The 26,868-nt window shown below is 45.3% G+C and carries 22 protein-coding genes; 13 read left to right on the top strand and 9 right to left on the bottom strand.

The genetic code is table 11. The features are described from left to right. The first annotated feature begins 51 nt into the window (after positions 1 to 51). The 4 genes from BW42_RS08430 to BW42_RS08415 all read left to right on the top strand — a co-directional run bounded on the left by BW42_RS08430 (position 52) and on the right by BW42_RS08415 (position 3,183). Positions 52 to 714 carry a response regulator transcription factor gene (locus BW42_RS08430; RefSeq protein ID WP_023467381.1) on the top strand — a complete coding sequence of 221 codons (663 nt, stop codon included), beginning with the start codon at positions 52 to 54 and terminating at the stop codon, positions 712 to 714. Then, a complete protein-coding gene (locus BW42_RS08425) occupies positions 711 to 2,093 on the top strand; it encodes a HAMP domain-containing sensor histidine kinase (RefSeq protein ID WP_035409370.1) in 1,383 nt (460 codons plus the stop codon). Before BW42_RS08430 ends, BW42_RS08425 begins: the two co-directional genes overlap by 4 nt. Before the next feature lie 110 nt (positions 2,094 to 2,203). Continuing rightward, positions 2,204 to 2,677, top strand: a complete 474-nt coding sequence (locus BW42_RS08420) for a competence protein ComK (protein ID WP_035409368.1) — start codon at positions 2,204 to 2,206, stop codon at positions 2,675 to 2,677. A 98-nt stretch (positions 2,678 to 2,775) separates the two neighbouring features. Further along, the gene (locus BW42_RS08415) at positions 2,776 to 3,183 is read left to right on the top strand and encodes a hypothetical protein (RefSeq protein ID WP_035409366.1); all 408 of its coding nucleotides are present in this window, start codon (positions 2,776 to 2,778) and stop codon (positions 3,181 to 3,183) included. Between the two features lie 44 nt (positions 3,184 to 3,227). On the opposite strand, the gene BW42_RS08410 is transcribed toward BW42_RS08415, so the two are convergent. Beyond that, the gene (locus tag BW42_RS08410) at positions 3,228 to 3,569 is read right to left on the bottom strand and encodes a hypothetical protein (RefSeq protein WP_029340963.1); all 342 of its coding nucleotides are present in this window, start codon (positions 3,567 to 3,569) and stop codon (positions 3,228 to 3,230) included. Positions 3,570 to 3,629: 60 nt separating this feature from the next. After that, the gene (locus BW42_RS08405) at positions 3,630 to 4,007 is read right to left on the bottom strand and encodes a truncated hemoglobin (protein ID WP_231496881.1); all 378 of its coding nucleotides are present in this window, start codon (positions 4,005 to 4,007) and stop codon (positions 3,630 to 3,632) included. 138 nt (positions 4,008 to 4,145) lie between these two features. On the opposite strand from BW42_RS08405, the gene addB reads away from it, so the two are divergent. From addB to BW42_RS08360, 9 genes are all read left to right on the top strand, one after another. Next, complete coding sequence (addB, locus tag BW42_RS08400) at positions 4,146 to 7,577, top strand: helicase-exonuclease AddAB subunit AddB (RefSeq protein ID WP_035409364.1); 3,432 nt, start codon at positions 4,146 to 4,148, stop codon at positions 7,575 to 7,577. Beyond that, positions 7,574 to 11,125 (top strand): helicase-exonuclease AddAB subunit AddA, encoded by a 3,552-nt coding sequence (gene addA, locus BW42_RS08395; protein WP_035409363.1) that lies wholly within the window; start codon positions 7,574 to 7,576, stop codon positions 11,123 to 11,125. Before addB ends, addA begins: the two co-directional genes overlap by 4 nt. Before the next feature lie 198 nt (positions 11,126 to 11,323). Then, the gene (locus BW42_RS08390; RefSeq protein WP_035409361.1) at positions 11,324 to 11,701 is read left to right on the top strand and encodes a response regulator; all 378 of its coding nucleotides are present in this window, start codon (positions 11,324 to 11,326) and stop codon (positions 11,699 to 11,701) included. Next, complete coding sequence (locus tag BW42_RS08385) at positions 11,682 to 14,225, top strand: sensor histidine kinase (RefSeq protein WP_035409359.1); 2,544 nt, start codon at positions 11,682 to 11,684, stop codon at positions 14,223 to 14,225. The genes BW42_RS08390 and BW42_RS08385 overlap by 20 nt, the downstream gene beginning before the upstream one ends. Before the next feature lie 84 nt (positions 14,226 to 14,309). Beyond that, complete coding sequence (locus BW42_RS08380; RefSeq protein ID WP_035409357.1) at positions 14,310 to 14,690, top strand: DUF1516 family protein; 381 nt, start codon at positions 14,310 to 14,312, stop codon at positions 14,688 to 14,690. 139 nt (positions 14,691 to 14,829) lie between these two features. Continuing rightward, positions 14,830 to 15,828, top strand: coding sequence for a trans-aconitate 2-methyltransferase (locus BW42_RS08375; protein ID WP_035409355.1), 999 nt, complete (start codon positions 14,830 to 14,832; stop codon positions 15,826 to 15,828). A gap of 106 nt (positions 15,829 to 15,934) precedes the next feature. Continuing rightward, complete coding sequence (locus BW42_RS08370; RefSeq protein WP_035409353.1) at positions 15,935 to 17,425, top strand: NAD(P)/FAD-dependent oxidoreductase; 1,491 nt, start codon at positions 15,935 to 15,937, stop codon at positions 17,423 to 17,425. Next, the gene (locus tag BW42_RS08365) at positions 17,422 to 18,903 is read left to right on the top strand and encodes an NAD(P)/FAD-dependent oxidoreductase (protein WP_035409351.1); all 1,482 of its coding nucleotides are present in this window, start codon (positions 17,422 to 17,424) and stop codon (positions 18,901 to 18,903) included. The genes BW42_RS08370 and BW42_RS08365 overlap by 4 nt, the downstream gene beginning before the upstream one ends. Then, positions 18,863 to 19,696 (top strand): phytoene/squalene synthase family protein, encoded by an 834-nt coding sequence (locus BW42_RS08360; protein ID WP_035409348.1) that lies wholly within the window; start codon positions 18,863 to 18,865, stop codon positions 19,694 to 19,696. The genes BW42_RS08365 and BW42_RS08360 overlap by 41 nt, the downstream gene beginning before the upstream one ends. A 421-nt stretch (positions 19,697 to 20,117) precedes the next feature. Here the strand turns inward: BW42_RS08360 and BW42_RS08355 are convergent, their stop codons facing one another. From BW42_RS08355 to BW42_RS08325, 7 genes are all read right to left on the bottom strand, one after another. After that, positions 20,118 to 21,590 carry an NAD(P)/FAD-dependent oxidoreductase gene (locus BW42_RS08355; protein WP_035409346.1) on the bottom strand — a complete coding sequence of 491 codons (1,473 nt, stop codon included), beginning with the start codon at positions 21,588 to 21,590 and terminating at the stop codon, positions 20,118 to 20,120. Between the two features lie 15 nt (positions 21,591 to 21,605). Then, on the bottom strand, positions 21,606 to 22,682 hold the full coding sequence (locus BW42_RS08350; protein ID WP_035409343.1) for a glycosyltransferase family 2 protein: 1,077 nt from the start codon (positions 22,680 to 22,682) through the stop codon (positions 21,606 to 21,608). Continuing rightward, positions 22,679 to 23,380, bottom strand: coding sequence for a lysophospholipid acyltransferase family protein (locus BW42_RS08345; RefSeq protein WP_035409341.1), 702 nt, complete (start codon positions 23,378 to 23,380; stop codon positions 22,679 to 22,681). The genes BW42_RS08350 and BW42_RS08345 overlap by 4 nt, the downstream gene beginning before the upstream one ends. Next, positions 23,349 to 24,104, bottom strand: a complete 756-nt coding sequence (locus BW42_RS08340; protein WP_035409339.1) for a carotenoid biosynthesis protein — start codon at positions 24,102 to 24,104, stop codon at positions 23,349 to 23,351. The genes BW42_RS08345 and BW42_RS08340 overlap by 32 nt, the downstream gene beginning before the upstream one ends. Before the next feature lie 136 nt (positions 24,105 to 24,240). Further along, complete coding sequence (gene pssA, locus BW42_RS08335) at positions 24,241 to 24,987, bottom strand: CDP-diacylglycerol--serine O-phosphatidyltransferase (protein WP_174316042.1); 747 nt, start codon at positions 24,985 to 24,987, stop codon at positions 24,241 to 24,243. 21 nt (positions 24,988 to 25,008) lie between these two features. Then, a complete protein-coding gene (locus BW42_RS08330; protein WP_035409337.1) occupies positions 25,009 to 25,476 on the bottom strand; it encodes an aminoacyl-tRNA deacylase in 468 nt (155 codons plus the stop codon). Beyond that, the gene (locus tag BW42_RS08325; RefSeq protein WP_035398439.1) at positions 25,436 to 26,818 is read right to left on the bottom strand and encodes an MATE family efflux transporter; all 1,383 of its coding nucleotides are present in this window, start codon (positions 26,816 to 26,818) and stop codon (positions 25,436 to 25,438) included. The genes BW42_RS08330 and BW42_RS08325 overlap by 41 nt, the downstream gene beginning before the upstream one ends. Positions 26,819 to 26,868 lie beyond the last annotated feature (50 nt).

Below are 26,868 nucleotides of genomic sequence, written 5' to 3'. Positions count from 1 at the left end.
GAATTCCTTTGATACACTGAAACAAAGCACATTAGTCGAGGAGTGAGAGCCATGCATACAATCTATTTGGTTGATGATGAAGTGAACTTGAATCGTGTACTCGTAAAGTACTTGGAACAAGAAGGTTGGCAGGTTAAATCGTTTACATCTGGTGAGGCAGCTGCTTCTGCGATCGTAGAGAAGCCAGATTTGTGGATTTTAGATATCATGCTACCGGATATGGATGGTTTTCAATTGATTAAGCGAATCAAGGCGCATGATGAAACGACACCCGTCATTTTCATTTCGGCGCGTGATGAGGATATCGATAAGATCATTGGTCTTGAGATGGGATCGGACGATTATATTGCGAAGCCGTTCCTTCCGCGCGAACTGGTCATTCGTGTCAAAAAAATCTTAGCACGTACGTATGCGACACCGAAAAGTGGAGTCATTCAATACGGCGATTATATGATTTATCCTGAGAAACGAATCATCGAGGAGAACGGTCAAGAAATTGATCTAACCTCAAAAGAGTATGATCTACTGATTTTATTTGCGACACAAATCGGGACGCCGATGTCTCGCGAGCAGATTCTCGTCAGTGTCTGGGGTGACGATTATTTCGGTTCGGACCGCGTCGTCGATGATCTTGTCCGTCGTGTTCGTAAAAAATTATCGAAACTGGAACTCGAAACGATCTATGGTATTGGCTATCGCTTGGTGTCTGCATGAAAAATCGCAGTCTCGGATTTCAGATTTGGGCGATGTTTCTGCTCGTCATCGTCACATTATCTGCAGTCATTCTCCTTGTCATCCGCTCATCGATCGGAAATTTCATCGATGAACAGGTCTATTCGACGCTTGAGAATAGTGAGGTCTTCTTCTCGAAGGATGCCTCTGTCATCGAGATGCTACAAGATAATCCGATTGAATTCGATCGTCGAAAACAAGAATCTCGATCAGTTAATATCCTATTGCTATCTAAGAACGGAAAACTTTATTACGGTGGGGCACCGCAACAACTGATCAATCAGATGTACCGTGATGCAATTGATCAAAAAACAGTTACGGCAAAGTATACGACGCGTCTTGATAAAGAAGACGTTTATTATAGTATTCGTAAAATGGAAGAGAGCGGCGAAACCTACTATCGTGTCTCTTACGTCTGGGATGCTTATCGACAAGAACTGATTACACAACTGTTTTCAAAAATCGGCTTCGTCGTCATCATCGGTAGTATCTTTACGTTATTCATTGCCTTCTGGTTGGCGCGTCGTCTAACACATCCGCTCGTCGAAATCGAAAGAGCAGTCGGGAAAATCGCGGCTCAAAAGTGGGATACACCACTTCCGCTCGATCGTGGGGATGAAATCGGTCGACTGGCACGGTCCGTCGATGCGATGCGGATGGATCTTGAAAAGCAGGATAAGGCACAAAAATCGTTGCTTCAAAATATTTCACATGATTTGAAGACGCCAATCATGGTCATTCGAAGTTATGCTCAGTCCATTTCAGATGGGATCTATCCAGATGGTGATTTAACCGGCTCCGTATCGGTCATTGATGAGGAAGCGGAACGATTAGAGAAAAAAGTGGCGGCTCTTCTTTACGTCACGAAGCTCGACTATTTCGAGCTCGATCGTTCTACGTGGGATAATGTCGATATCGATCGGATGATACACCTGCTGAAAAATCGTTTTTCTGGAACGAAGTCACTCGAATGGCATGTTAGTGGAGAAGCGGGAATCGTCCTTGGTGAAGGGGAACAATTACGAGTTGCACTCGAAAACGTCATGGACAACGCGATTCGTTATGCTGAAACACAAATTGACATCCGACTGTCTGGGACAGCGGATCAGGTTCATATCGAAATTGAAAATGATGGACCGCCACTTGATGACTCTTCGCCCTTGTTTCATCAATTTTCACGGGGCAAAGAAGGGAAGTTTGGGCTTGGTCTTTACATTGTCAAAAGGATCGTTGAGCGTCATGATGGTACGGTAGCAATTGAGAATCGCCCTGCGGGAAATGGAGTCGGGAAAGTTTGTGTGATTTTTAATTTCCCACGTCACTTTATTGAACAAGAGGAAAAAAAGCCAGAAGAATTTTAAAAACGGGATCCTAGGATCTCGTTTTTTTGATTAGGAAATAATCGGTATACTCATGCAGAGTAGAAGGAAGTTTGATATAACCAATATAATTCAGGAAGGGAGTGAAGGAGATGTCATACCCAGTTACGGAAGAAACGTTAGCTTTGATTCCACGATATGGTCAATACGGTGAACCACAGACACTTGTCATCAAGGAGCATTCGGAAAGTATTTTAGAGGGTCATCCGATTAAGTTGATTGAAGAATCCTGTTTATATTTTGGTTCATCAATGCGTGGACGGATCGAAGCAGCGCGACATATTCTTGGTCCGAACCGAAAGACACCTGTTTTAGTAGATTGGCAGGCACAAACGATATTTTTTCCGACGACCGCAAAAGAAAAGGCGGAATGCATTTGGATCAATTTCAAGCAAATGAAGACTGTTCAAAAAAAGTCTGGAAAAGTACAGGTAGAGTTTCAGACAGGTCAATGTATTGATACGGACGCATCCGCATACAGCATCGAACGGCAACGAATCAAAACGTTGGAACTGGCGTATGAAATGCAACGGCGCTTCCAATTGCCGGAGTTTAAGAATCGATGAAAAGTGGAAACACATAACAGGAATCTTACTTATGTAAGGAGAAAGAAGTAGAGAGAGAAATCATAGGGAGGTGAAGCGGTAACTTTTACCGCGACACGATGAATGAATCATATGAATGGTTAAATCGCCGAAAATTGCAGCCTGGATTTGGTGCGACAGGTGGCAGACGCTTTATCAGTTCCCGCATCGTGCGTCCGGAAAATACACCGGGTAAACGAATCAAAGGAATCAAACGCGCGCGACAACTAGTCGTCGATGATGCCGGAAATCGCCGTTGGGTCACGAAACGAATCGTTGTGACGGATGCTGCGAAGCATGTCACGATGAATCGTCGAACATCGATCGCCTTAAAAGAGACGAATGAATCGCGACTTGAACAAGTCAAACAAAAACTAGCATCTAGTAAAAAAGTCTTACTTCCAATCTTGGCGGCAACAGGAATCGCTGTCGCAGGTGGCGTTCTTGCCTATGTCCTTCGTCGGAAAAAAAAACAATCCGATCAATAAAAAAGAAGCCGTTCTCCAGTTGGGAGGACGGCTTCTTTTATGTCTTAAAGGAATCGTTTCCGTAAAGAAGTCGAAAGTGCTTTGTCTGCGATTTCTTCTAGTTCCGTCAAGTTCGTCGGATCAAAGCTATCATTGTAGAACCGACCTACAAAGTCGACACGGTCGTAATCGAGTTCCTTGAAAATCAAGTGTTTATGATCGTCATAAAAAACGACACGGTAGTAATCAGAACCGCGTTCAAGGGTGACGAGACCTTTGATATGGTCCAATTTTTTTTGTTCTTCGGTTTGTTCTTCTTCGAGTGTATCGTCCTCGTTCGTCGATGCTTCTGCTTGCTCAATCGCATTCTTTACGAGTTCCGGTCGTTGTTCTTGTTCTTCCGTCATGTTATATCGCCTCCATTTATTATTTTACATGGAAATGGACAGATGAGAAAGAAAAATCCCTCAGTCCATCTGGTGTGCTTCGCAAACACGTAAGACATTCGTTGCGCCAATCCGTAATCGCTCGAGGAGTTGGAGTCGCGCTTCTTCATTTGGAATCGTATCAAGAGAAGCTATTTCCATCAGTTCCAACCAACGGATGGCATGCTCTTTTTGAATCGGCAATAGCCGGTGAATCATCGCTAAACTCGTCGGCGGTTGATTCGGATCGCGTGGACCTCCTGTCATTTGGGTCAAGAAGGCGAATTGTGCCTGTTCGACACGGTGTCGATCATCAGGGAATAACGGACGCAATAAGGAATCATGGTAGACTTGATGATAGAACGAATGAATCAAAGAGGTGAGTACTTGCTCGCCTCCAAGCATTTCATAGAGCGACAAAAATCATCACCTGCCTTACATTAGGATGTGTTCTGATTATAGCAAATCCATATCGAAAAGACATGCGTCGAAAACAGTACATTTGTTCTTATTTGTGCGATAATAATGATACATAAAAACGTAGAGGAGGTTTTCTTGATGAACCATATGCACATTGGTCGTGCTGGTAGTGGGAAAACGACACAATTGATTGAGCGCGTCGTACAAGAACTCGAGCAACGACCACTAGGCGAGAAGATGTATTTCATCGTTCCGGATCAGATGTCATTTGAAATGGAGCGTCGGATTGCGACAGATGAACGGATAGCAGGTCTTGTTCGTCTCGAAGTCATGAGTTTACGGCGCTTTGCGTTTCATATTTTACGCGATTACGGAAATCAAGCAATTCCATTTCTCGATGAGACAGGAACACAATTATTACTCCGACAGGTCGTCGAGGAATCAGAAGACGAGTTAAAGATTTTTAAGCGTACGAAAAATATGCCAGGATTTTTCCAAGGACTTGATGAACTCATCGCGTCGTTTAAACGCTCATTGATCGAGCCAGATATGTTGCGTCAAGTGAGTGATCGGTCTCTCGAACGGTCACCAAAATTGAACGACCTTGCGTTGATTTATGAGCGCTTTGCGGAACGAATCGTCGATAAGGCACTCCATGCGGATGATTATTATACGACGTTACTTGAGTTGCTTCCGAAAGCGCGACTGGATCAAGCGACGATCATCGTCGACGAATTTTATGAGTTTTCGCTTCAGGAACAACAAGTACTGCTTGCCTTGATGCAACAAGTGGCTGAAATGCATATTAGTTTTACAATGGACGCGGCGGATCCTTATGCAAAACAAACGTCTTTTGGTGTGTCCCAGCGTTGCTACATGCAGTTGATCGGGCAAATGCAGGAACAATCGATTCCGTACGAAGAAATCTTGTATGAACAGCCAATCAAATTTCAATCAGAAGGGCTACGGCATTTAGAGCAGGCCTTGTTAAAGCCAGGTTATCCATCTGTCGATCATGACGTTGACGGCTTTCAGATGACAGCTGCAGTCAACCGGCAAGTCGAAGCAGAATCAGCCGTGCGGAAAGCGATTCAACTTGTTCGACAAAAAGGATATCGATTTCATGAAATGGCATTCGTCGTACGACATCTTGAACCGTATGCGGATCACTTGGAACGAGCCTTCCACATGTATGATGTTCCGTATTTCTTGGATCAACGTGAGTCGATGATCCATCATCCGCTCGTTGACTTGATTCAATCTGCTTTAGACATCGTGACATCGGGTTATCGGGAAGAAACGGTCTTTCGTTTACTGAAGACGGAGCTCTTACCGATTCCAGCAGAAGATGCGCGTCTAGCGCTCGATCGTTTCGAGACGTTCGTGCTCGAACGCGGCATCAAAGGGTCGATGTGGCAACAACCGTGGCAATTAAAGCGACGCTTAGCAGAGGAAGTTCGCTTAACGGAAGAGGAAATCGCGCAAGAAGAGGAATTGAATCATCTCCGTACGTTCGTCGTCGACTTGATTGAACCGTTACACCGTCGGTTAAAGCAGGCAAAGACGATGAGCGCGTATACGAAAGGTCTTTATCAATTCCTCGAAGAACAAAAAATTGCAGAACATTTAATGGAATGGCGCAAGCAAGCATTAGAGCAAGATCAGTTACTTGCTGCTCGGGAACATGATCAAGTGTATGAAGCGATTCTTCACCTATTCGAACAGCTAGAAGCTGCTGCGCCTGAGCATACTTTATCAACGGACTTGTTCGTCCAAATGGTCGAGACAGGACTTGAGAGTCTGCGTTTTGCACTTGTCCCCCCATCGCTTGATCAAGTCATTGCGACGGATTATGTGCGTGGACGATTGCAACGAGTGAAAGTCGTCTTTTTACTGGGAGCGAATGATGGTCTGATTCCGTTCGTCCAAGATCAATCGAAGTTACTGTCCGAAAATGATCATGACTTTTTACATGAACATGGTATTCCGGTCGGAAAAGCGTCCCTCGATGTGTTTGATGATGAACTATTTTATCTGTATCAAGGGATGATGGCTCCAAGTGAAGCATTGTATGTCAGTTATGCGCTTGTCGATGAAGAAGGAAAGGCGTTGCAGCCGGCGGCAATTACGAAACAATTGAAGCGGCAACTGTTGCTTGATCGTCCGATCAAAACACAGTTTGCGGAGGCTGGCGAACATGCACCGCAAGAACAACTCGATTTCGTGACGAGTCCCGATCGCGCGGCAGCAGCGACGGCGATTGAACTCCGCCGTTTGCAACGACGTTATCCGATTCAGCCAATTTGGTTTCAAGTATATAATTCACTTCTTGAAAACGGACAAGGACGCGAACGAATGGGTCTATTCTCAAGTGCCTTGTTCTATCAAAATCAAGCGGAAGCGTTACCGGAAGGGTTGGCGCATCGCTTATATGGCGAGTCTCTGCAAGCGAGCGTTTCGCGTTTTGAAACGTATAATGCTTGCTCGTATAAACATTTTGCTCGGTATGGACTTCGTTTACGCGAGCGAAAGCTCTATAAATTCGAAGCGCCGGACATCGGAAATCTGTTCCACGGCGCATTAAATGATCTGTCGCTCAGTATCAAAGCTTCCGGACGGCACTGGCGCGAGCTCGATAGTGAGACATGTGGAACACTTGCGAAGGAAGCTGTTGAAAAGGTGACACCAGAAATCCAGAATGCAATTTTGATGAGCTCAAGTCGATTTGGTTATATCAAGAAAAAGTTGACGGATGTCGTCGAACAGACCGCTAAGATGCTCGTCGAGCAGGCGAAGCGAACGGATTTTGAACCAGATCTATTTGAAATCAGTTTTGGGAATGCGACGTTTCCACCTTTACGCTTTACGCTACCAGACGGAACGGAAATTGAATTCACAGGACGCATTGACCGTATTGATCAGGCGATGATCGGTGACCAGTTATACGTCCGTATCATAGATTATAAGTCGAGTGCACGAGGACTGGATTTTGCGGAAATCTATTACGGACTCGCCATACAGATGTTGCTGTATTTGAAAACAGTCGTGGAACAGTCAGAGCTGCTGTATCAACAGCAGGCAAAGCCTGCTGGTGCGCTGTATTTCCATGTTAAAAATCCGATGCTACGAGGCGATTTATCTGCTGATGAAGCAGAACGTAATCGACTATTACTCGAGTCCTATCAGATGCAAGGCGTCATTCTCGAGAATGATGAGGTACTGCGAGCGATGGATCATATTGCATACGATGAACGAAAAAAATCCCCACTCGTCAAAGTGACCTTCACGAAAAATGGACTGCATAAATCACAGACGAAGGGTGTTGTACAAGAGGCAGATTTATCGGCACTGATGGATCATGCGTGGGAGGCATTAAAAGACAGCAGTCAAGATATCTATGATGGGGATATTGCAATCAATCCATTCGATTATCAGGAACGAACACCGTGTAGTTTCTGCGAATATCGTTCAGTCTGTCAATTCGATGAATCACTCGGAAATCAATATCGTCCATTAAAACCGATGTCTGAAAAAGAGGTACTGGAACGATTGAAGGAGGATGAAGAATGAGCGTGCGTTGGACGGAAGAACAACAACAAGCCATTTCAGCAAGGGGAGGACATATCTTAGTCTCAGCAGCTGCTGGATCAGGGAAAACAGCTGTCCTCGTCGAACGGCTGACGCAACGATTGATCGATCCCGAAGATAAGTTGTCGGCGGATCGGATTCTTGTTGCTACCTTTACGAATGCAGCAGCGCGTGAGATGAAAACGCGAGTCATTGAGGTCATGGATCAGCGTATCAAAGAGGCACCGGATGATCTGTATTTAAAAAAACAACGTCAATTAATGAACCGGGCACAAATTACGACGATCCATTCATTCTGTCTATCGATTCTACGTGAGAATTATTACCGGATCGGTTTGGATCCGGCGTTTCGGATTGCTGACGAATCTGAACTGTTATTACTGCAAGATGATGTCTTAGAAGCGGTCTTTGAGTCGTTCTATGCCTCTGAGGATCCGGGATTCTATGATTTGATCGATAGTTATACATCAGATCGGGACGATCAAGCGATGCTTTCGCTGATTTCAAATCTCTACCGTTTTTCTCGATCCTTACCTGATCCGGAAGCGTTTTATGCGCATTTAATCAATCAGTACGATCAACCAATCGATCCGGATGAGTCTCCGCTCATGCAACGATTGGTCGAACTGGAATGGGAGACGTTGTCGAATCTACTAGGACGTTATCGAGAACTTGCTTTTGAATTGGAACAGTCCGGGTATACGGAAATGGGACAGATGATGCGACAGGATATCGCTCCTTTTGGAGTACTTGAAACGTCAGTACGGCAATGGTCGATGGTTGCTCTTGCGTTTCAAGCAGTAGAATTCGGTCGTTGGAAAAGTCCGCGCGGAGATGAAGGCATCAAACCGTTCCAGACAGAGCGGACACGACTCGTTGCAGAATTCAAGAAAATGAAAGAACTGTTTGTCCAAAAAACAGGTGTCGATTACTTGGAGGATTTACGATCACAGCTCCGACATGTAGAAACGATTGTTACACTCGTGCGTCAATTCGCAAATGATTATCTCGAAGCGAAACAACAACGTGGAATTGTTGATTTTTCGGATCTTGAACATTTTGCATTAGAGATCTTGACGGAAGAGGGACAACCGTCGGATGTGGCAAAACTTCTAAAGGAACGCTTCGTTGAGGTACTGGTCGACGAATACCAAGATACGAATGAAGTCCAGGAACGCATCATTCAACTGGTTTCGAAAACGGACGAGGCAACAGGGAATCTATTCATGGTCGGTGATGTCAAACAGTCCATTTACAAATTTCGACATGCAGAACCAGGATTGTTCCTGGAGAAATTCAAACGATTCCAGCAGACCGACGTCGGAACACGCATCGATTTAACAAAGAACTTCCGCAGTCGCCTCGAGGTGTTGGATGGAACGAATCAAATCTTCCGCCAAGTCATGGATGAGACAGTCGGAGAAATTGATTACGATGAAGCGGCGCACCTTCGACTCGGTAATTTAAGTTATTTAGAATCAGAGCAAGTCGACCCTGAATTACTCTTGATTGATCCACTTGATAGTGAAAAAGAAGAAGTTGAAGCACGAGCGATTGCAACACGAATTCTAGAACTCGTCGACTCTAAACATCCACATCTGATTTACGATGCGAAATCGAACCGATTCCGGACATGCGAATACCGTGACATCGTCGTCTTGGCCCGTTCGCGCGGCAAGCGTGTTCAGGCACTCGTTGAAGTACTCGAACAGTATGAGATTCCGGTCTATGCAGATACGACGGGCGGATATTTCCAAGCGACGGAAATTCAAATCATGATGGCGTTACTCAAGACAATCGATAATCCACTTCAAGATATCCCGTTCGCCAGTCTGTTACGATCGCCGATTTTCGGTGTGGCGGATCGTGATCTAGGGCGGATTCGAGCAAAACAAAAAGAAGGAAGCTTTTATGAGGCGGCACTCGCGATGGCGACAGAGGAATCAGCACTTGGTATTCGAATAGACGAGATCATCCGTCAGATTCAAGCATGGCGAACCGAAGCACGTGGGAGTGCGCTTCCTGCCTTCATTCGATCATTGTTTGATCAGACTGGCTATTTTGAGTATGTCGGCTGTCTCGCTGGAGGCAGAAGTCGTCAAGCTAACTTAAATGCCTTATATGAGCGGGCAAAGCAATATGAGACGTCCGGTTATCGTGGGCTATATCGTTTTCTACGCCTGATCAATCGGTTGATCGAACGAGGAGAAGACTTCGCAGAAGCCCGTTCGCTTGGAGAAGACGAGGACGTCGTTCGAATCATGACGATCCACCAATCAAAAGGACTCGAGTTCCCCGTGACGATTGTCAGCCAATTGACGAAGCAATTCAACAAACAGGATCAAATGCAGGCCATTCAGTTGCATAAGACGTATGGCATTGCTCTAGACGCCATTGATCCGATTCGTCGTTTGCGATCTGGAACGCTATTGAAGGAAGTCATCCGTCGGGAAATGGATCGCGAGATGAAGGCAGAAGAGATGCGCGTCTTGTATGTTGCGATGACTCGAGCGAAGGAAAAATTGATTCTCGTCGGGACAGTCAAGGATTTAGAAGATCAAATGGTGGCCTGGCAGATGACGCCACTCGACGAAGTCTTACTACCTGAAAATGACCGGCGCCAAGCGAAGAGTTATGCGGAATGGGTCGTTCCGGCAGTCTTACGCAGTAGTTTACTACGTCCGGATGAGACGAACTGGTCGATTCGCATGATGTCTTTAGAGGAGTTAGCACCGTATCAAGAAATCTCAACACTCGTGGAGCAACTCGAACACGTCCAAAAGCTTGAAAAAATTGATGTGCCCGTCAATACGCACGTCAAAGAAATCGTTGAATCGGCATTTTCGTATCAGTATCCGCATCTACTCGCGACAGAGACGGCAGCGAAACAGACCGTTACGGAACTGAAGCGCGCGGAACAGTTGGAACGCGCAGCATTTGAAACGACGTATCGCCAGACGACGTATTACCGAACGCCACAATTCCTTGGACCTGTACTTAGTGGAGCGGAACGAGGAACGGTCCTACACCTAGCGATGCAATTATACAAACCGGATACAGCGATTTCAGAACAGATCGATCAATGGGAAACGATGGAACGAATCACACCTATCGAAGCGACGACGATGCGGGAAGCAACACCACAGTTGCAAGAGTTCCTAGACTCCGAGATCGGACAATTGTTCAGCGAACGACTACGGACAAACCACGTCTATCGAGAGTTACCGTTTACGTATAAAATCGGAGCATCACGTTTTCGGAAAGACTGGACGGGTCCAGTGGATGACGCAGTCATGCAGGGAATCGTCGACTGCTTGATTCAGGATGGGGAGTCATATATCTTACTCGACTATAAATCGGATCAAATCGTTACGACGGAAGTCGGACAGACACCTGCTGATGTGTTACGTGAACGGTATGCGACTCAATTGAATCTATACCAAGAAGCATTAGAAGCTATTCTTCATATTCGAATCTCGCGGAAAGTCATTTATGCTTTTGCTTTAGGAGAAACGATTGATTTAGTTTAATTTTACGACTGAGACCTCTCTTGTCCTCCTACTTCAGGTAGAGGCGAGGGAGGTTTTAGTATAGTTCGAAAGAGGGATGAGGAATAAAGGAATAAAATCAAGGTATGGAGTGATTTCCGTTTCTTATTGTGAAAAAACTGTGTAAAATAAAGAAGATATGTCACTTTAATGATGGATAATTTTGGGAGGTTTTAATAGATGGCACGTATTTTATTAGCAGAAGATGAAGATGTCTTACGTATGTTGGTACTTGATACACTAGAAGATGAAGGATATACGATTGATGAAGCGACGGACGGAGACGAGGCATATCAAAAAATCATGAACACGGAATATGACCTCGTTCTGTTGGATTACATGATGCCTGGGATGACAGGAATCGAAGTCATCGAAAAAGTTCGACAACATCCAGATAAGCAACACTTGAAAATTATGATGTTGACCGCTAAAAGTCAACAATCTGATCGAGAGCGCGCGGAAGAAATCGGTGCAAACTACTTCTTTTCGAAACCCTTTAGTCCTCTTGAGTTGATTGATGTAGTAGGAGGAATATTGAGTGATCACCAAGTGGATTAATCGAAAAATCGGACGCCAACTTATGGCATCCTTTTATGTCGTATTAGCTACATTGATGATTTCATCATTGATCGTCTACAACTACACGGATACGAAATTGCAAGCGACACGGGCGAAATTAGAAGACATCCGAGATCGCAGTGCACGCGCAGGGGCTCTATGGGAAGAATGGCAGGATGTTCAATTCAACATGCGTGGCTATGCCTTGATGGGAAATGAAGAATTGTATACCCAAGTCATGGCTCAACAAGATAAGATTGCTCAGCAAACGGATTGGTTCGAAAAAAATGCAATCTACGATCAAGGAAAGGCATTCGCCCAGTCCTCGAGAGAACTATATCAATACTATTTCGATGCAATCTTGCCGCTTGTTCAATCCTATGTCAAAGCGAAAGAGTCAGGAGATATTACAGAATCCTTCTTGAAAGGAACGACGCTAGCTGAATTGCCACTCGGTCAAAAGTTGTTAACTGAAGGAAAGATTCAGTTAGATAGTCAAGGAAACATCGATGTATTATCAGAGATTAATAAAAGTGAACTGGCACTCGGCGGTTATCGTGAATTTTTGGAAGATTGGGCACAACGGACAAGTGATCAATTGGAGCAGGAAATCCGAACGACGCAACTGATTTGGTTAGCGAATATCGTCGTTTTGATCGCTGTTTTGATCTTCTTCATCTATCCATTCATTCGTCGCATCACGATTGAATTATTGTCTCTCGTTAAGAACAGTCAACGGCTTGCGAATGGTGAAGATGTTTTAAGCGTCAAAGTACCGAATCGTAAAGATGAGATTGGTATTTTAGCACTATCGTTTAATCAGATGGCAAGTTCGATTTCTGAGAATAAACAGCATCTATTGGCAAAAAATGAAGAGTTGCAAGCCCAGCAGGAAGAATTACAAGCGCAGCAAGAAGAATTGCAAGCACAACAACAGGAACTTGAAGAAGCATTGGAACTGACGATGCGCAATGAACAACACCTTCAGTACCGGAATGATCTGACAGAGACGCTCGCGGCACGTGAATCGTTGACCGCTTATCCGGAAATCATCGAGAAGCTCGTCACGATCACGGATTCTGAAATTGGTGCATTAGTATTCGTCGATGAGGAAGAGAGTTATTCCGTCGTCACCTATGGTATGACGGATGAACTGGCAGAGCAGTTACTTCAAAACGATGCGTCACTGTTAAAACGAGCAGAATCACTCAAGACACCAGTTCACTCCTCTAAACAAGTCGTGAGCAATCATCCGTTACCGTACCCGTACTATATGTATGAAACGGCTGTGCCGATTCTCGATCCAACCGCAGATGATATCATCGCGTATATCTATCTGGTCCGTTACCGCGATCAGTTTACGAATGAACAGATGCGGGATGTCATGTCCTTCTCTCGTCAATTGTCGTTATCCCTTCTCCGGATGCGTTTGTTTGACGAGATGACGAGAGAAAAAACGAAAACGGAACGGATTCTCGATTCAATTCGTGAAGCGGTCATCTATCTTGAGCCAGGGAAAGAAGAGGTTTTCGTCAATCGACCACTGTACGATCTATTCCCGGAACTGCGATATGGTGTCCAGGCGGAACAAGAAACACTTCAAACATGCTTAGAAGTCATTCAATCCGTCGTCGATGAACCGGAAAACTTCAGTCGATATGTTGATTCAGTTCTTCGGGGAGAATTACCGACAGATAGTCTACAGTTCTCGATTAGAAACGAAACGGTATTCATTCAATTTTATGTCGAGGTGATTCACATTCATCAGGTGCATAAAGGAACGATGCTTGTCATGCGGGATGTGACGAAAGAAACCGAAATGGATCGTTTGAAATCAGAACTCGTTTCGACTGTATCTCATGAACTTCGAACACCGCTTTCTTCGATTTATGGTTTTACAGAGCTCATGCTCAATCGAGATATTGAAGAATCGCGCCAAGATCGATACTTACGGACGATCCATTCCGAAACAGAACGTCTTGCGAATCTCGTCAACGATTTCTTAGACGTCCAGCGCATGGAGTCAGGTACACAATCGTACAAAAAGACATCTGTGAACATTCATGCGATTGCTGAAGAAACGACACACTTTTATGCGGCTTCGACACAAGCCCACCGGATTACGTTCCGTCACGAAGGAAATCAGTTGCCTGTCATTGAAGCAGATGAAGAAAAAATCAGACAGTTACTCAATAATTTATTGAATAATGCGGTGAAATACTCACCATCTGGTGGTGCGATTGATGTCGTACTCACGACATCACGTGATCAAGTCATTCTTCAAGTTCGGGATGAGGGAATCGGGATTCCGAAACAATCACTCAGTCGTCTATTCGAAAAGTTTTACCGCGTCGATAACTCGGATAGTCGGAAAATCGGTGGTACGGGCCTTGGTCTAGCCATCTGTAAAGAAATCGTCACCGGTCATGGGGGAGAAATTCATGTGGAATCGGTCGTAAGAGAAGGGAGTCTTTTCACTGTCAAATTCCCACTCGTTCAGTCCACACATGTGACAATCTCCTGAATAAACCATATAGCAACAAAATAACACTAGGTGTTCGTACGGAAATCAGATACGATGAAATAGGAAAAGAAAGGAGGAAATGAAATGCCAATCACAGCATTCGTTCACACACACGTCTTACTTTGGGTACTTTTATTGGTTACGTTCTTCGTCGCGTTTTCGATGTACAAGAACAATAAGAAAGCCGCAAAAGGCATTCATATGGCGTTCCGTCTTCTGCTTTTATTGACGTTCGCGACAGGTCTTTACCTGTACATTAAAATCATGGGGATGTCTGAAAATCCAGATCCACTCTACCATGCGAAGATCACAGCAGGTCTTTTGACGCTCATCTTCGGAGAATTGACACTCGTTCGTGTCAAAAAAGGAAAAGCCTATTCCGGTTTCGTCATCGGATTCATCGTGCTTGTCCTTGTGACAGTATTCCTTGGATATTCGCTTCCATACGGTATGAAGTTTTTCTAATTTTATGCGAAATCAAAGAGTCCTTTTCGACCTTTTGGGTCGAAAGGACTCTTTTTGTCGTGTCTGCTAGTAATTTTTGTTTACAAGTGGTTGTTATTTGGGAAAAGGGATGTATTACACAGTAGAGAGGGGAACGCTTGTGGCACAGTTGAAGGAATGGACGAAGGTCTTCCGGGCACGGAAATGGATGAAACGCGCAGAACCGGTGTTACCACTCTGGCATGGATACATCGGTTATAAATATGGGTTATTCGATGCTCTTCAATCGGGAGCGACGCAGGCGGAAGCGCAACTACGGATGCGACGTCCGCTGACACAGGAAGCGTTATCCCGCTGGTTTGAGGTTGGCGTAGCTGTCGGTCATTTAAAGAAAAAAGATTTACGTTATACGGCGACGCGTCATGTATTGCCAGAACTTTCTCAATCAGACGATCGTAGTATCGGTTTTATGTTATCTGAGATGATGGAGCTACATTTACCCGCCTTGTTCTCTTATCCACAATTCCTAGAAGAGGGGCAACAGAAAGTCTTTAATGGAGAAGAACATGGCGACATCGTTGCCGAAACGTCGGCACTTGTCGAGACCGTTGCTTTCCCGGCTGTACGTCATATCATTCGAAGTCGCAATCTGACATCACTGCTCGATATCGGCTGTGCCTATGGCGGTTATCTTCGCAAAATTCATGAAGCGTTACCTGAATTGCGGCTCGCTGGAATCGATATTGAAGAGTCGGTCATCGCCGAAGCCAGACGACGAGATACGAGTGGAGAGATTGACTTCGTCGTCGGAGACATTAAAACATTTGACGTAAAAGAAACGTATGATGGTGTCATGATGAATAATATTTTGTATTACTTCCCACAACCGGAACGTCTTGCTTTACTAAAAGGGGTACGCCGTTTCGTCAAAGATGATGGAACAGTCATTCTCGTCACTCCACTTCGTGACAGTTCACATGGTGCACCGTTCTCAGCAGCATTCAATGCCTTTATGACACTGCATGAGAATTTGTATCCATTACCAAGCCAGGAAGAATTGAAAGAAGATTTATCGAAAGCTGGGTTTGGAAATATTTCGATCACACCATTCTTAAAAGAAGGTGCTTGGTATATCGTGACTGCAAACGCCACTTCCTAAGCGAAGTCTGGCGTTTTTACAGTTGGAAGACAGTTCAAATTTGTCGCTCTTACTATGTGCTTAGTATAATAGTTGAAACGATGAGAGATAAAAAGGAGAGATTTGGGTGAAGCGACGCGTAGCAGTGATAGGAGCAGGACCAGGGGGACTTGCATGTGCCTTGTTATTAGCAGGAAAAGGAGTAGACGTCACCGTTTATGAAAAACAACCGCAAGTCGGTGGACGAACTTCTGCCGTCAAGCTAGGTGAATACACATTTGATCGAGGACCGACTTTTCTTAATATGCCGCATATTTTAGAAAACGTCTTTCACGAAGCCGGTCTACGGTTAGAAGATTATTTAGATCTAAAGGCACTTGATCCGATGTATACACTCTATTTCAAAGGTGGAACAGAACAGTTCACGATGACGACGGATCGGGACCGGATGAAAGAGACGATCGAGCGCCACTTTCCGGGAAATGGGGAAGGGTACGATCGATTCATGGCAGAGCAAGCGTTAAAGCTCGGTAAGTTGATGCCGATTCTACAGACACGTCATGACCGATTAACGGACTACTTGTCACCGCGTGTCTTAACAGCACTTCCGCGTCTCTCACTCGGGCGATCACTTTATGATGTCTTGTCCGACTATTTCACGAGCGAAGAACTGAAGTATGCCTTTACGTTCCAAGCGAAGTACTTAGGGATGTCGGCTTGGGAATGCCCAGGAGGTTTCTCCATCTTGTCTTACATGGAACATGCATACGGTGTCCATCATCCGATTGGTGGGATGCATCAGGTGCCACTTGCGATGCAACGTGCCATCGAAGAACTCGGTGGAACGGTTCAGTTAGGTACAGGCATCAAGCAATTGATCTTAAACGGCAAAGTCGTCGAAGGGGTCATCCTTGAGTCAGGTCAACATGAGTTATTTGATGAAGTCATCGTCGGTGCTGATTTCGCACATGCGATGAATCACCTTGTACCGGAAGGAGTACTGAAAAAATGGTCCCGACCAAAAATTGATCGCAAAAAATTCTCGTGTTCGACGTTTATGTTGTATCTTGGCGTCAATCGGACATTCGATGCGCCACATCACACGATTTATTTTGCGGAAGACTACGAGAAAAACGTTCGCGAGATGACGCAGACTTTAGAATTATCCGATGATTTTTCATTTTATGTTCAAAATCCATCCGTTCTTGATCCGACACTAGCACCTGAAGGAAAGTCCGCCATGTATGTGTTAGTTCCGGTTCCGAACAACTACTCGGAACTCGATTGGTCGATCGAAGGACCAAAATTACGTCGACGTGTTTTGGATACGCTTGAAACGCGTTCACCGTATCAAGGGATTGAAGCGGCAATCGAAGTCGAAGAGATGTTCACGCCGGACGATTGGGAAGCGATGGGGATCCATCAAGGAGCGACGTTTAACCTTGGGCATCAGTTGACACAGATGATGTATTTCCGACCGCATAACCAGTTTGAAGAGCTGGATCACTTGTATCTTGTCGGGGGAGGCACACACCCAGGGAGCGGCTTACCAACAATCTTCGAATCCGCGCGTATTACGGCAGAACTCGTGCTCAAAAAAGAAGGGGTGCGGACATGAAAATAGGATTCGTAGGAGCAGGCGTCGGAACACTGCATGCAGCACTTTTGCTGACAGCAAGACATCCGGGAGTCGAGATTACGATTTTTGAAAAAGAAGCGCATGTCGGTGGTCGATTACGATCCGTCGATTTTGAATCCGGTGGACGCATCGATGAAGGTCCGACAATCGTCCTGATGCCAGGTAAGTTGAAAGAGCAGTTGGCAGAAGCAGGCGTGACGGGAGTAAAACTCGAACGGGTGGATCCATTGTATGACCTTCACTTCGACGACGGGACCGTCGTTACGAAAGTATCTGATGTCGTGGACCAAGCCATTGCGATCGAACGCCAATTCGGCGAAGGTCGTGGATTTTATGAATTCATGCATCAAAAAGAAAAGGATTATAAGACGAGTGTATCGAAATTTTTAGAACGTGGTTATCGTCGGAAAACGGAGCTGTTGCACCCAGAAATGATGCGTCCATTATTACAGATGCACGCTTTAGAGACAGCGCATGATCATTTGAAGCGATACTTCAAGAGTAAATATTTGCGCATGGCATACAGTTTCCCAACATTTTATATCGGAGGAAATCCGTATACGACACCATCCATCTATGGTTTGATTCCATACCGGGAACAAGCAGAAGGTGTCTGGTATGTAAAAGGCGGTTATTTCTCACTTGCTGAACGCATGTATGACACATTAGTCGAACGAGGTGTCCGGTTCGTCTTCGAGGCACCCGTTGAACGAGTCGTCGTTGACCAGGGACAGGCGAAGGAAATCGTCTTACAAGGTGGAACACATGAAGCATTCGATCAAATCGTACTAAATGGAGAGTTTCCATTAATGGAACGTCTTGTGGAAGGTAAACAACCTAAAACATATACTCCTTCAGGCGGGACGCTATTGCTGTATTTCAAGATGAAAGGGAAAGTTGACTTACCGGTGCATCGATTTTTGATGCCGAATGACTTGGAACCACTCATGACAAACATCTTTAAAAAAGGACGATTACCTGAACATCCGGCAGTCTATCTGTTCCATCCGAGTCAGATTGATCGTAGTTTAACAGGAACGGACGATAGCGTCGTCTATTCATTAATTCCTTCTCCTCGTGGCTATGGTGTGAAAGATTATGAAAAAGTAGACTTCGTCGAGACCGTACTCGAAAAAATCGAGCATCATCATCCGGGATTTCGGGAAAAGATACAAGAAATGAAGATTCGTACACCGAATGATGCACAGGCATTTGGACTATACGAAGGTGGCAGTTTTGGAATTGCTCCGACGATTCGTCAATCAGCTGCCTTAAAGACACAGGCAAAACCATATCCAGATATCGATCGACTATATGCCGTCGGTGCATCGGTGCATCCGTGTGGAGGAGTACCAGTCGTCATGATGGGCGCAACGATACTCGTAAACCGAATGGAACAAGAGATGGGGTGGAAACATGAATTCAGTGACGATCCAGAACGCGTATATCAAATGTGAGGAAGTCATTCAGTCCGGGTCTAAAACGTTCTATAAAGCCTTTTCACTCTTACCAAAAGCAGATCGACAAGCTGTTTATGCGATTTATACATTTTGCCGGTTCCTTGACGATACCGTCGACGAATCGGATACACCAAAAGAAAGTTTAATGGCTTTTTTGAATGAATTCAAACGATTCCGCAATGGTGAAGTACTAAATAAACCGTTATGGATTGCGTTAGCAGATGTATTTGAACGTTACGAAATGGATGAGACACCCTTTCTCGAGCTCGCGGAAGGTATGCGTTGGGACATCGAGAAAAATCGTTATCAGACGCTTGAGGAGACAGAGCAATACAGTTATTACGTAGCGAGTACTGTCGGTTTAATGTTATTGCCCATCCTTGCACCGCAACAGCCTGATCTCCGTAAGTCTGCTATTGATCTTGGAATCGCGATGCAATTAACGAATATTTTACGAGATGTTGGTGAAGATGCAAAACGCGGGCGCATCTACTTGCCTCATTCATGGATGGAGACATACGGTGTCACAGCGGAGTCGTTACTCGCTGGTCGTCCTTCAGGAGACTTTATCGGTCTCTGGGAAGAAGTTGCACTTCGAGCAGAGCATCTGTATGATGCGGCGATTCCATCGTTTGATTGGTATCCGCGGGAGAGCAGACGCGCTTTAAAGGCAGCTGCCTTCTTATACCGTGGTATCCTCGATGCGGCACGGGATAATCATTACGACGTCTTTACGAAACGGGCGTACGTCAGCCGTTGGCAAAAGATGAAGTTGCTCGCAACGATTTAATACAAGACCATAGAAAAAAGACCTTGGCGGGGACCAAGGTCTTTTTTCTATGGTCTGAGACCGGGGAGTCTCAGATTACTTCTACACCAGAGCGAACATCTGGACTACGAGATAGGTCTGTTTCGACCACGGGGATGGTCTTTTCTTTATCGAGCTATCTGTGGACCATTCGGATGAGACGATCTAAGGGGGAACGTCGTAAGTCATGCGAATGGACACACGATGAGTCACGTGATGAAATGGGTGGGTCCCATTTGATTTCGCTGGTTAGAAAAAGTAAGTTCTTCAACGCTCTTGACTCGGGGAAGTCACCTTGCGCTTGATTGAGGATGTGGGGTCAATCACTACCTCTTGAACTCGAAGTAATCGTATCAAATCTTAGTTGTCCGTACAAGTGATTGATATGCAATTCACATAACGTTCACAGGGTAGCGGCGACAGCAGAGACGATTCGTTCACTTGCTAGTTTTCCTGAAAGCGTAACCATTGGACTACCACCACCAGGATGCGTTGATCCACCGGCAAAAAACAAATTGTGAACATTCTTTGAACGGTTGCTCGGACGGAGGAAAGACGACCGGATGCCATTGGATGACAAGCCATACAACGAGCCGTGATAAGCAAAGAAGGTTTGTTCGATATCCTGTGGTGTGACCCGTTGTTCGTAGACGACATCTGATGAAATATCAATTCCAAACGACTGCAACCGTTGATTGATCAGTTGATCATACGTATCAAAATCAATCGCATGTCCAGTATCTGTCGCAGGCGCGTTGACGAGTACAAACAGATTGTCACCCGCTTGTCCCATTTCTGGGGCTGTGACGGAAGAATTGGAGATATAGATCGTTGGTTCCTCCGCATAACGTTTTTCATCAAAAAGTGCTTTGAACTCTGCTTCGTAATCTGAAGAGAAGAAGACGTTATGATGAGCCAGTCCTTCGATTCGACGTGAGAGACCGATGCAACGGACATAGGCAGAAATGGACGGTTCGACTTGAGCAGGCGTCGGGTTTTTAAAATCAGGTCGTGCGGTTTCTGAGATCAGACGTGGATATTGTGTCAACAAATCACCGTTCATGACGACGAAGTCGACGGGTAGATACTCTAAATGATTCAATTCGATTTCCGTTGCTTGTCCGTCGACGACTTCGATCTGTGTCACCTCATCTCCAAGTCGGAAGACGACACCGAGTTCTTTTGCACGTCGAGCGAATCCTTCTGCGATTGCTGTATTGCCCCCATTCGTGAAGTAGACGCCGTCATTCAATTCTAAATGAGCGATTAAACTGAAGGTAGCAGGTGTTTGATACGGACTGCTCCCGATATATGTCGCATAACGATCAAGTGCCTGAATTAACTCTTTATCCTTAAAGTAGTGTTTATGCAGTCCATGGAGACTTTGAAAGGGATGCACTTTTAGCATGTCACGCCAAAGGGAAGGGCGGACATATGAATCGATATTTGTGAAAAATTGTCGTTTGGCGATCGTATGCAACTTCGCGACTTCCTCTTGGTAACCGGTAATATCGTTTTTCGCCAACTGACCGTTCGTGAAACGATCTACTTCTGTTCGCATCGCTTCTCGCCCAGACGAAAAGGTTAACGTGCGTCCGTCTGAAAAGTGATTGATCGTATGGCGCTCGAGTTTCGTAAATGTAAAGTATTCATCGGGATCTGCTCCGGACTCGAGAATGACAGACTGAAAGACTTCCGGCATTGTGATCGTATTCGGTCCGAAGTCGAAGCGATGTCCTTCTGTGACGATCGGCATCATCTTGCCGCCAATATGTGCATTACGCTCGACGACAGTGACACGAAACCCTTTTGCCGCTAATGAAATGGCGGCGCTGAGTCCACCAAGACCGGCTCCGATGACAGCTATATGTTTCATACTATTGATTCCTCCTTATGAATAGGTTCGACCCTTCCATGTGATTTCCCGTTTCCTAAAGCTTCGAATCATCGCACTGGCTAGCAAGATGACATAAAGGAGTACCGCCAGTGGATGAAGCCACCAAACATGTCGGATTTGTGCCGCACGATCGATCCGGAATCTTGCTAAGTAAAGAAGAATCAGTGCGCCACCCATCTGCCAGGATGGGTGAAGGATGAGATAAGGTAGGACACTTGCTTGAATCAAGTAAAAGAGTAGAAAGTATAATCCGACGACGTAGGAATCGTTCATCCCACGAAAGACATTCTTTAGAAAACCTTGCCAGACCTCTTCATTCGTGGCGTACATGTCGCAAGAAACAACTGGGGCGACTTCGACAAGTGTCGTTGTCCATCCATGTCGTTTAAATGTACGACAAAGCTCTAGGTCGTCTACAAGAGCCGTTCGAATGCTGTCATGTCCACCGACTTGTTCGTAAGCATGTCGTTCGACGAGGACGACCATTCCGTTCGCAGCGGCAAAAGCCGGATGTTTCACCTTGCGAAACGGAATCGGAAGATGCTGTGCGATAAGAACATGTTGTATCGGAATCAAACACTTCCCGAGAAACGTCGGTACAGGAAATGACGGAAAACCAGAAAGGAAAACGGCTCGTTCTGTTCGTAACGTTCCGTATAAGCGACAAATTGCATCAGGTGTCAGTGTCACATCAGCATCGAGAAATAATAGATAGTCCTCTGTCGTTCGTCTCGCGAGTTGATGACACGCATGGACCTTTCCTGCCCAGCCTACTGGTAAGGGAAGACCATCAATCACCGTAAAACGATTGTCTTGACCAATCCGATCGAGCAATAACTCACGCGTCCGATCGGTCGAACGATCTTCATATAAGTAGACGTGCATACCTGATGTCAAAGCGGGTTCCAGTGCGTCTAATAATTTTCGTACATTGCGCTCCTCGTTACGTAACGGGATGCAGATTGCTAGACTATCTGGTTGAACGGCATCCGTTAATCGAGGTAAAAAAGCTAAATTGACCCATGTGTAGAGACAGACAGCTAGAGCGAGGAAAAAAAAGAACCAACTCATGACCGAAGTGCCCGTAACCAGCGCTCCGTTCGCGCAGGGAGTGGTTCCCTTCGTTTTGAGATACAGCGATACAAATCAACACGCTCTGCCATCGCATCTGCTCGTATGTCGTCATATAGTGCTGTTAGCTCTACTGTCAGACGTTTTACTTGGACACTGGATCGTTCGTCAGACAATGGATAAAAGCGACGCGTCCTTACATAGACATCCGGTTGCTGTTCATGTCCGTACGAATAGTAGAAGGCGACGAGAGACACGGTATCCGCATGACGCATTAATTGCGTTGCTCCACTTGCTAAGTGCATCGGTCGTTCTTCTTGATGCCGTTCCTCACCTTGAGGAAACATCCAGACGCTGCTGCCGTTTTGGAGTCGTGCTTTTGCATAATGAAGGCTTTTCTTGATATCAGAGAACGATGTCCGGTCGACAGAGAAAGCTCCGAGACGGGAGAAGAATGGAAAACGGGCGAGTCCTGCCTGGTCAATCATGACATAGGGGTCGTGATGGAAACAGGTCTGATCCAAATGAAAGAGAATCATGCCGTCCCACCAAGAACTATGCGTAGCAAGCATGAGCCCTGGGACGGGTAGATCGTCTGCGCGGTATAAAACACGGTGAAAATGACGCTGAATCAAAGCATGATCAACATACGCATGAAATACGGATTCAGCTAATTTGCTTTTGTTTGCTTCTTTCAACGATAACCCCTCGTTTCACAATGAAATAGACGATGAACGCACTTAAGCTGACCAAAGTGACGCCATAGAGACCAGCAACTCCTGCTGTTACACCGAATAAAGTGTGCAACATCAAAAAGAGATACTGATTGTTTTGTTCGAGTGCGGCATCCGTCGCTTTGACTTGATAGCGATTGATGAAAAAGGAAAAGACGAGCGCCGTTCCATACCACCCGAAGAAATTCTGTGTCGGAATATCGTAATACCAGCCACCGTCTTGCCAAAGCCAATACGATTTCACGTTAGCAGCAACAGGATCGATCGCTAAATCGAGCCAAACGGCAAACAATGGAACGAGAATCAGTGTACTATAGCGAAATGAGAACAAACGGGAGAAAGCGAGACTCGCACCCATGACCGACAACCATGCAGCCCCAATCGTAATCGGCACACCTAATAACTGGACACCGAAATCCGACTCGTAACGATATGTTCCGAACGGCCAACCGGTATGGACCCCAATCGACTCAATGATGATCGAACCAAAGAAGATGAAGGGGATGACAAGACGTCCCTTCGGTAAGACATGCCAAAAATAGAGAGCTGCGTATAAGCCGGAAGCGAATAAAAAGACGGCATTGGCCCACTCGAGCCAAGGGGGAAGTAACGAAAAACCGACTAAGATCAAGCCAATGGCGAACCAAATCGAAAAGAAAATCCAAAGACGTTTATGAAACTGCTCCATGCGTGACATTCCTCCATTTCCAAAATAGCTTCTGTCATAAGTATACCCATATATCTTGAAAACGAGCGAGGGAGAAGCGGTCTTATAAAAAAAGTGGTCCGGCTTCTCGCAAGAGAAACCGAACCACTTCCTATCATCATCCGTTTGAATGTTGTTTTTGCTTCTTCTTTTTGATAAATGAGAAAAGGAGAAACGCGATATACAACGGAACAGCGACGAACCAAAATGTTGACCACTCATTGCTACGCGCAATCATGACATACGTCACGTACAGCAACGTAAAGGTGATGACGAACGTATGGCGCGGGACGGGAATGTCTTTAAAGCTTGGAATCTTGACACGACTGACCATCAAGAAGGCAAGACCTGTAAAGACGAGTGGGACCATCAAGTCGTTCATTCGTCCGCTAAACAACGTGACGACAGCCAAAATACCACCTGCCGCTGTAATCGGTACACCTGAAAAATAAGCAGATGCCACATTCGTTGCCGATAAATTAAACCGGGCAAGACGGAATGCGCCGAACAACGGGAACAGAGCAGAGATTAGTAAACCAACTTCTCCGAATTCATAGAAATACGTATAGTAGGCCATCATTGCAGGTGCGACACCGAATGTCACGATATCTGCTAATGAGTCCAGTTCTTTTCCGAAGTCGCCTGCTACACCAAGCATCCGAGCAAGACGTCCGTCCAGACTATCAAGCATCATCGCGATGACGATTAGTAAGGTGGCATTTTGAAAATCACCTTTTGCTGCCATGACGATGGCTAAAAAACCACAATACAGATTTCCGAACGTAAATAGGTTGGGTATTGAATTACGAACACGATCTTTCCACAAAATGATTCCTCCTGCCACTTCATCGATACTACTCATCATACCATAATTAGGAGATGGAATTCAGCCGTTCGTAAAGAGAATCCCCTGAGTGAAAGATAAAAAATCATGAGGATTCAATCGAACTTGATGTCCACGTTTTCCAGCGGATATGATGATGAATGGTTCATGGATAGCACGATCCGATAAAAGAACCGGAAAATTCTTCTTAGCACCGATGGCAGAGACACCACCTCGAATATAGCCAGTCAGGAATTCTAACTCCTTCATCGGAACAAGCGCGACTTTTTTCGAATGCAATGCTTTAGCCGCTGCCTTTAGAGAGAGTTCTTCTTCCCCCGAAATGACGACGAAGACATATTTATTTTCGACCATTTTCAAAACAAGGGTTTTAAAAATGGTCGAAAGGGGGTAATTAATCTTTCTAGCGACGGCTTCAGCAGATAAATCATCAAGATCAACAGGATAAGTGAGGGATTCAAAGTCAATCTTAGACTGCTTCAGAAGCCTCTCGACGTTCGTTTTGCTCATGTGTTTCTCCTTTGACGAGTGAGTATTGGACCCATTTCCGTCCGTGCCAACGTTTCATGGCGAAAATGCCACGGAACCATTCGTCAGCAGAGAAGGCAATCCAGATTCCAAGTAAACCGAGACCGAAACCAAGACCAAGCGTATAACTTAGGACGACCGCGATTCCCCACATCGATAGAATACCGATGGCGACAGGGAAACGAACATCTCCTGCCGATTTAAGAGTTCCCATGAGCACGATGTTCATTGCGCGACCTGGTTCAAGAATGACGCTTGCCCAGAGTAGTGGGATACCGATTGCAATGATTTCGGGACTCGATGTGAACGCTGATAGAATCGATGAACCGAATGAAGCAAGAGCGACAGCTGAGATGAAGCTTGCGAAAACAGCGATCTTCAATGTTTTCACAGCACGTCCGTATGCTTGTTCAAATTGTTGAGCACCAACTTGGCGTGCGACGAGTAATTGAGTTCCTTGAGCGATGGCAAGCGTAAATAGGAAACAAAGCATCGTGATGTTTGATACATAAACACGAGCAGACAACGCTGCTTCACCAATCGTTGCGATGAATCCTGTGATGATGAGTTGTGAGAATTGATACGAGATCCCTTCACCAGCAGATGGGATTCCGATGTTCATGATTCGTTTCACATCCTCACGATTGAAATGAATCAAGTCTTTTACTGTAAAACGTAAAGAAAGTTTGCGGTAAACGACAAAGAACAACACAAGGACAGCGATTGTCCGGGCGATGACGATCGACCAAGCGACACCAGCAACACCGAGAACGGGAATGCCGAAGAGTCCAAGAACAGCGATGACGTTACCAAAAGCACTAACGAAATTCATGAGTAGCGTGACGTACATAGCATTTTTAGTGAATCCATGACTCCGAAGAATCGCACCCAGTGTCAGTGAGATGGCTTCTAAGAAAAGGAACAAACCAACGATCTTAATGAACGTTTCGCCATAAACGAGGGTCTCTCCTTCTAATGAGAAAAATCCAAGAAGTTGTCTTCCGAACAAGACGACGGTCAGAGAAACGATGAGACCGGTATACAAGTTAATTGCAAAAGCGGATCGAGCAGTTTGGCGAGCATTTTGTGTCTTTCTTGCACCAAGATACTGACCAATGATGATCGTTGCACCGACCGATGTGATATTGAATAAAATGATGAAGATATTCAAAATTTGATTGGATACGCCGACTGCCGCAGCAGCGCTATCCGAGTAATAACTTAAAATCAACGTTGCAATGATTCCGAGACTCATATGCAGTGCGATTTCAATGAATAATGGCCACGTAATGTGGAATAAGCTTGGTTGCTTGACTGTTTTCATAAAATAAATCCCCTTTGTTTCATAAAACGAATAGTGTTTCTTTATCTTTT

It is taken from the genome of Exiguobacterium sp. RIT341 (assembly GCF_000632205.1).
Taxonomy (GTDB): domain Bacteria; phylum Bacillota; class Bacilli; order Exiguobacteriales; family Exiguobacteriaceae; genus Exiguobacterium_A.
The sequence above is the reverse complement of the archived record's forward strand: the minus strand, read 5'-3'. Positions and strand labels throughout refer to the sequence as shown.

What these genes read in the sequence shown, in the direction of transcription:
- BW42_RS08380 (WP_035409357.1), top strand. Translation starts at nt 14,310, where the DNA reads ATGCCAATCACAGCATTCGTTCACACACACGTCTTACTTTGGGTACTT.
- BW42_RS08410 (WP_029340963.1), bottom strand. Translation starts at nt 3,569, where the DNA reads ATGACGGAAGAACAAGAACAACGACCGGAACTCGTAAAGAATGCGATT.
- BW42_RS08360 (WP_035409348.1), top strand. Translation starts at nt 18,863, where the DNA reads ATGAATTCAGTGACGATCCAGAACGCGTATATCAAATGTGAGGAAGTC.
- pssA (WP_174316042.1), bottom strand. Translation starts at nt 24,987, where the DNA reads ATGATGAGTAGTATCGATGAAGTGGCAGGAGGAATCATTTTGTGGAAA.
- BW42_RS08355 (WP_035409346.1), bottom strand. Translation starts at nt 21,590, where the DNA reads ATGAAACATATAGCTGTCATCGGAGCCGGTCTTGGTGGACTCAGCGCC.
- BW42_RS08430 (WP_023467381.1), top strand. Translation starts at nt 52, where the DNA reads ATGCATACAATCTATTTGGTTGATGATGAAGTGAACTTGAATCGTGTA.
- addA (WP_035409363.1), top strand. Translation starts at nt 7,574, where the DNA reads ATGAGCGTGCGTTGGACGGAAGAACAACAACAAGCCATTTCAGCAAGG.
- BW42_RS08330 (WP_035409337.1), bottom strand. Translation starts at nt 25,476, where the DNA reads ATGAGCAAAACGAACGTCGAGAGGCTTCTGAAGCAGTCTAAGATTGAC.
- addB (WP_035409364.1), top strand. Translation starts at nt 4,146, where the DNA reads ATGAACCATATGCACATTGGTCGTGCTGGTAGTGGGAAAACGACACAA.
- BW42_RS08420 (WP_035409368.1), top strand. Translation starts at nt 2,204, where the DNA reads ATGTCATACCCAGTTACGGAAGAAACGTTAGCTTTGATTCCACGATAT.
- BW42_RS08425 (WP_035409370.1), top strand. Translation starts at nt 711, where the DNA reads ATGAAAAATCGCAGTCTCGGATTTCAGATTTGGGCGATGTTTCTGCTC.
- BW42_RS08340 (WP_035409339.1), bottom strand. Translation starts at nt 24,104, where the DNA reads ATGGAGCAGTTTCATAAACGTCTTTGGATTTTCTTTTCGATTTGGTTC.
- BW42_RS08415 (WP_035409366.1), top strand. Translation starts at nt 2,776, where the DNA reads ATGAATGAATCATATGAATGGTTAAATCGCCGAAAATTGCAGCCTGGA.
- BW42_RS08390 (WP_035409361.1), top strand. Translation starts at nt 11,324, where the DNA reads ATGGCACGTATTTTATTAGCAGAAGATGAAGATGTCTTACGTATGTTG.
- BW42_RS08325 (WP_035398439.1), bottom strand. Translation starts at nt 26,818, where the DNA reads ATGAAAACAGTCAAGCAACCAAGCTTATTCCACATTACGTGGCCATTA.
- BW42_RS08350 (WP_035409343.1), bottom strand. Translation starts at nt 22,682, where the DNA reads ATGAGTTGGTTCTTTTTTTTCCTCGCTCTAGCTGTCTGTCTCTACACA.
- BW42_RS08365 (WP_035409351.1), top strand. Translation starts at nt 17,422, where the DNA reads ATGAAAATAGGATTCGTAGGAGCAGGCGTCGGAACACTGCATGCAGCA.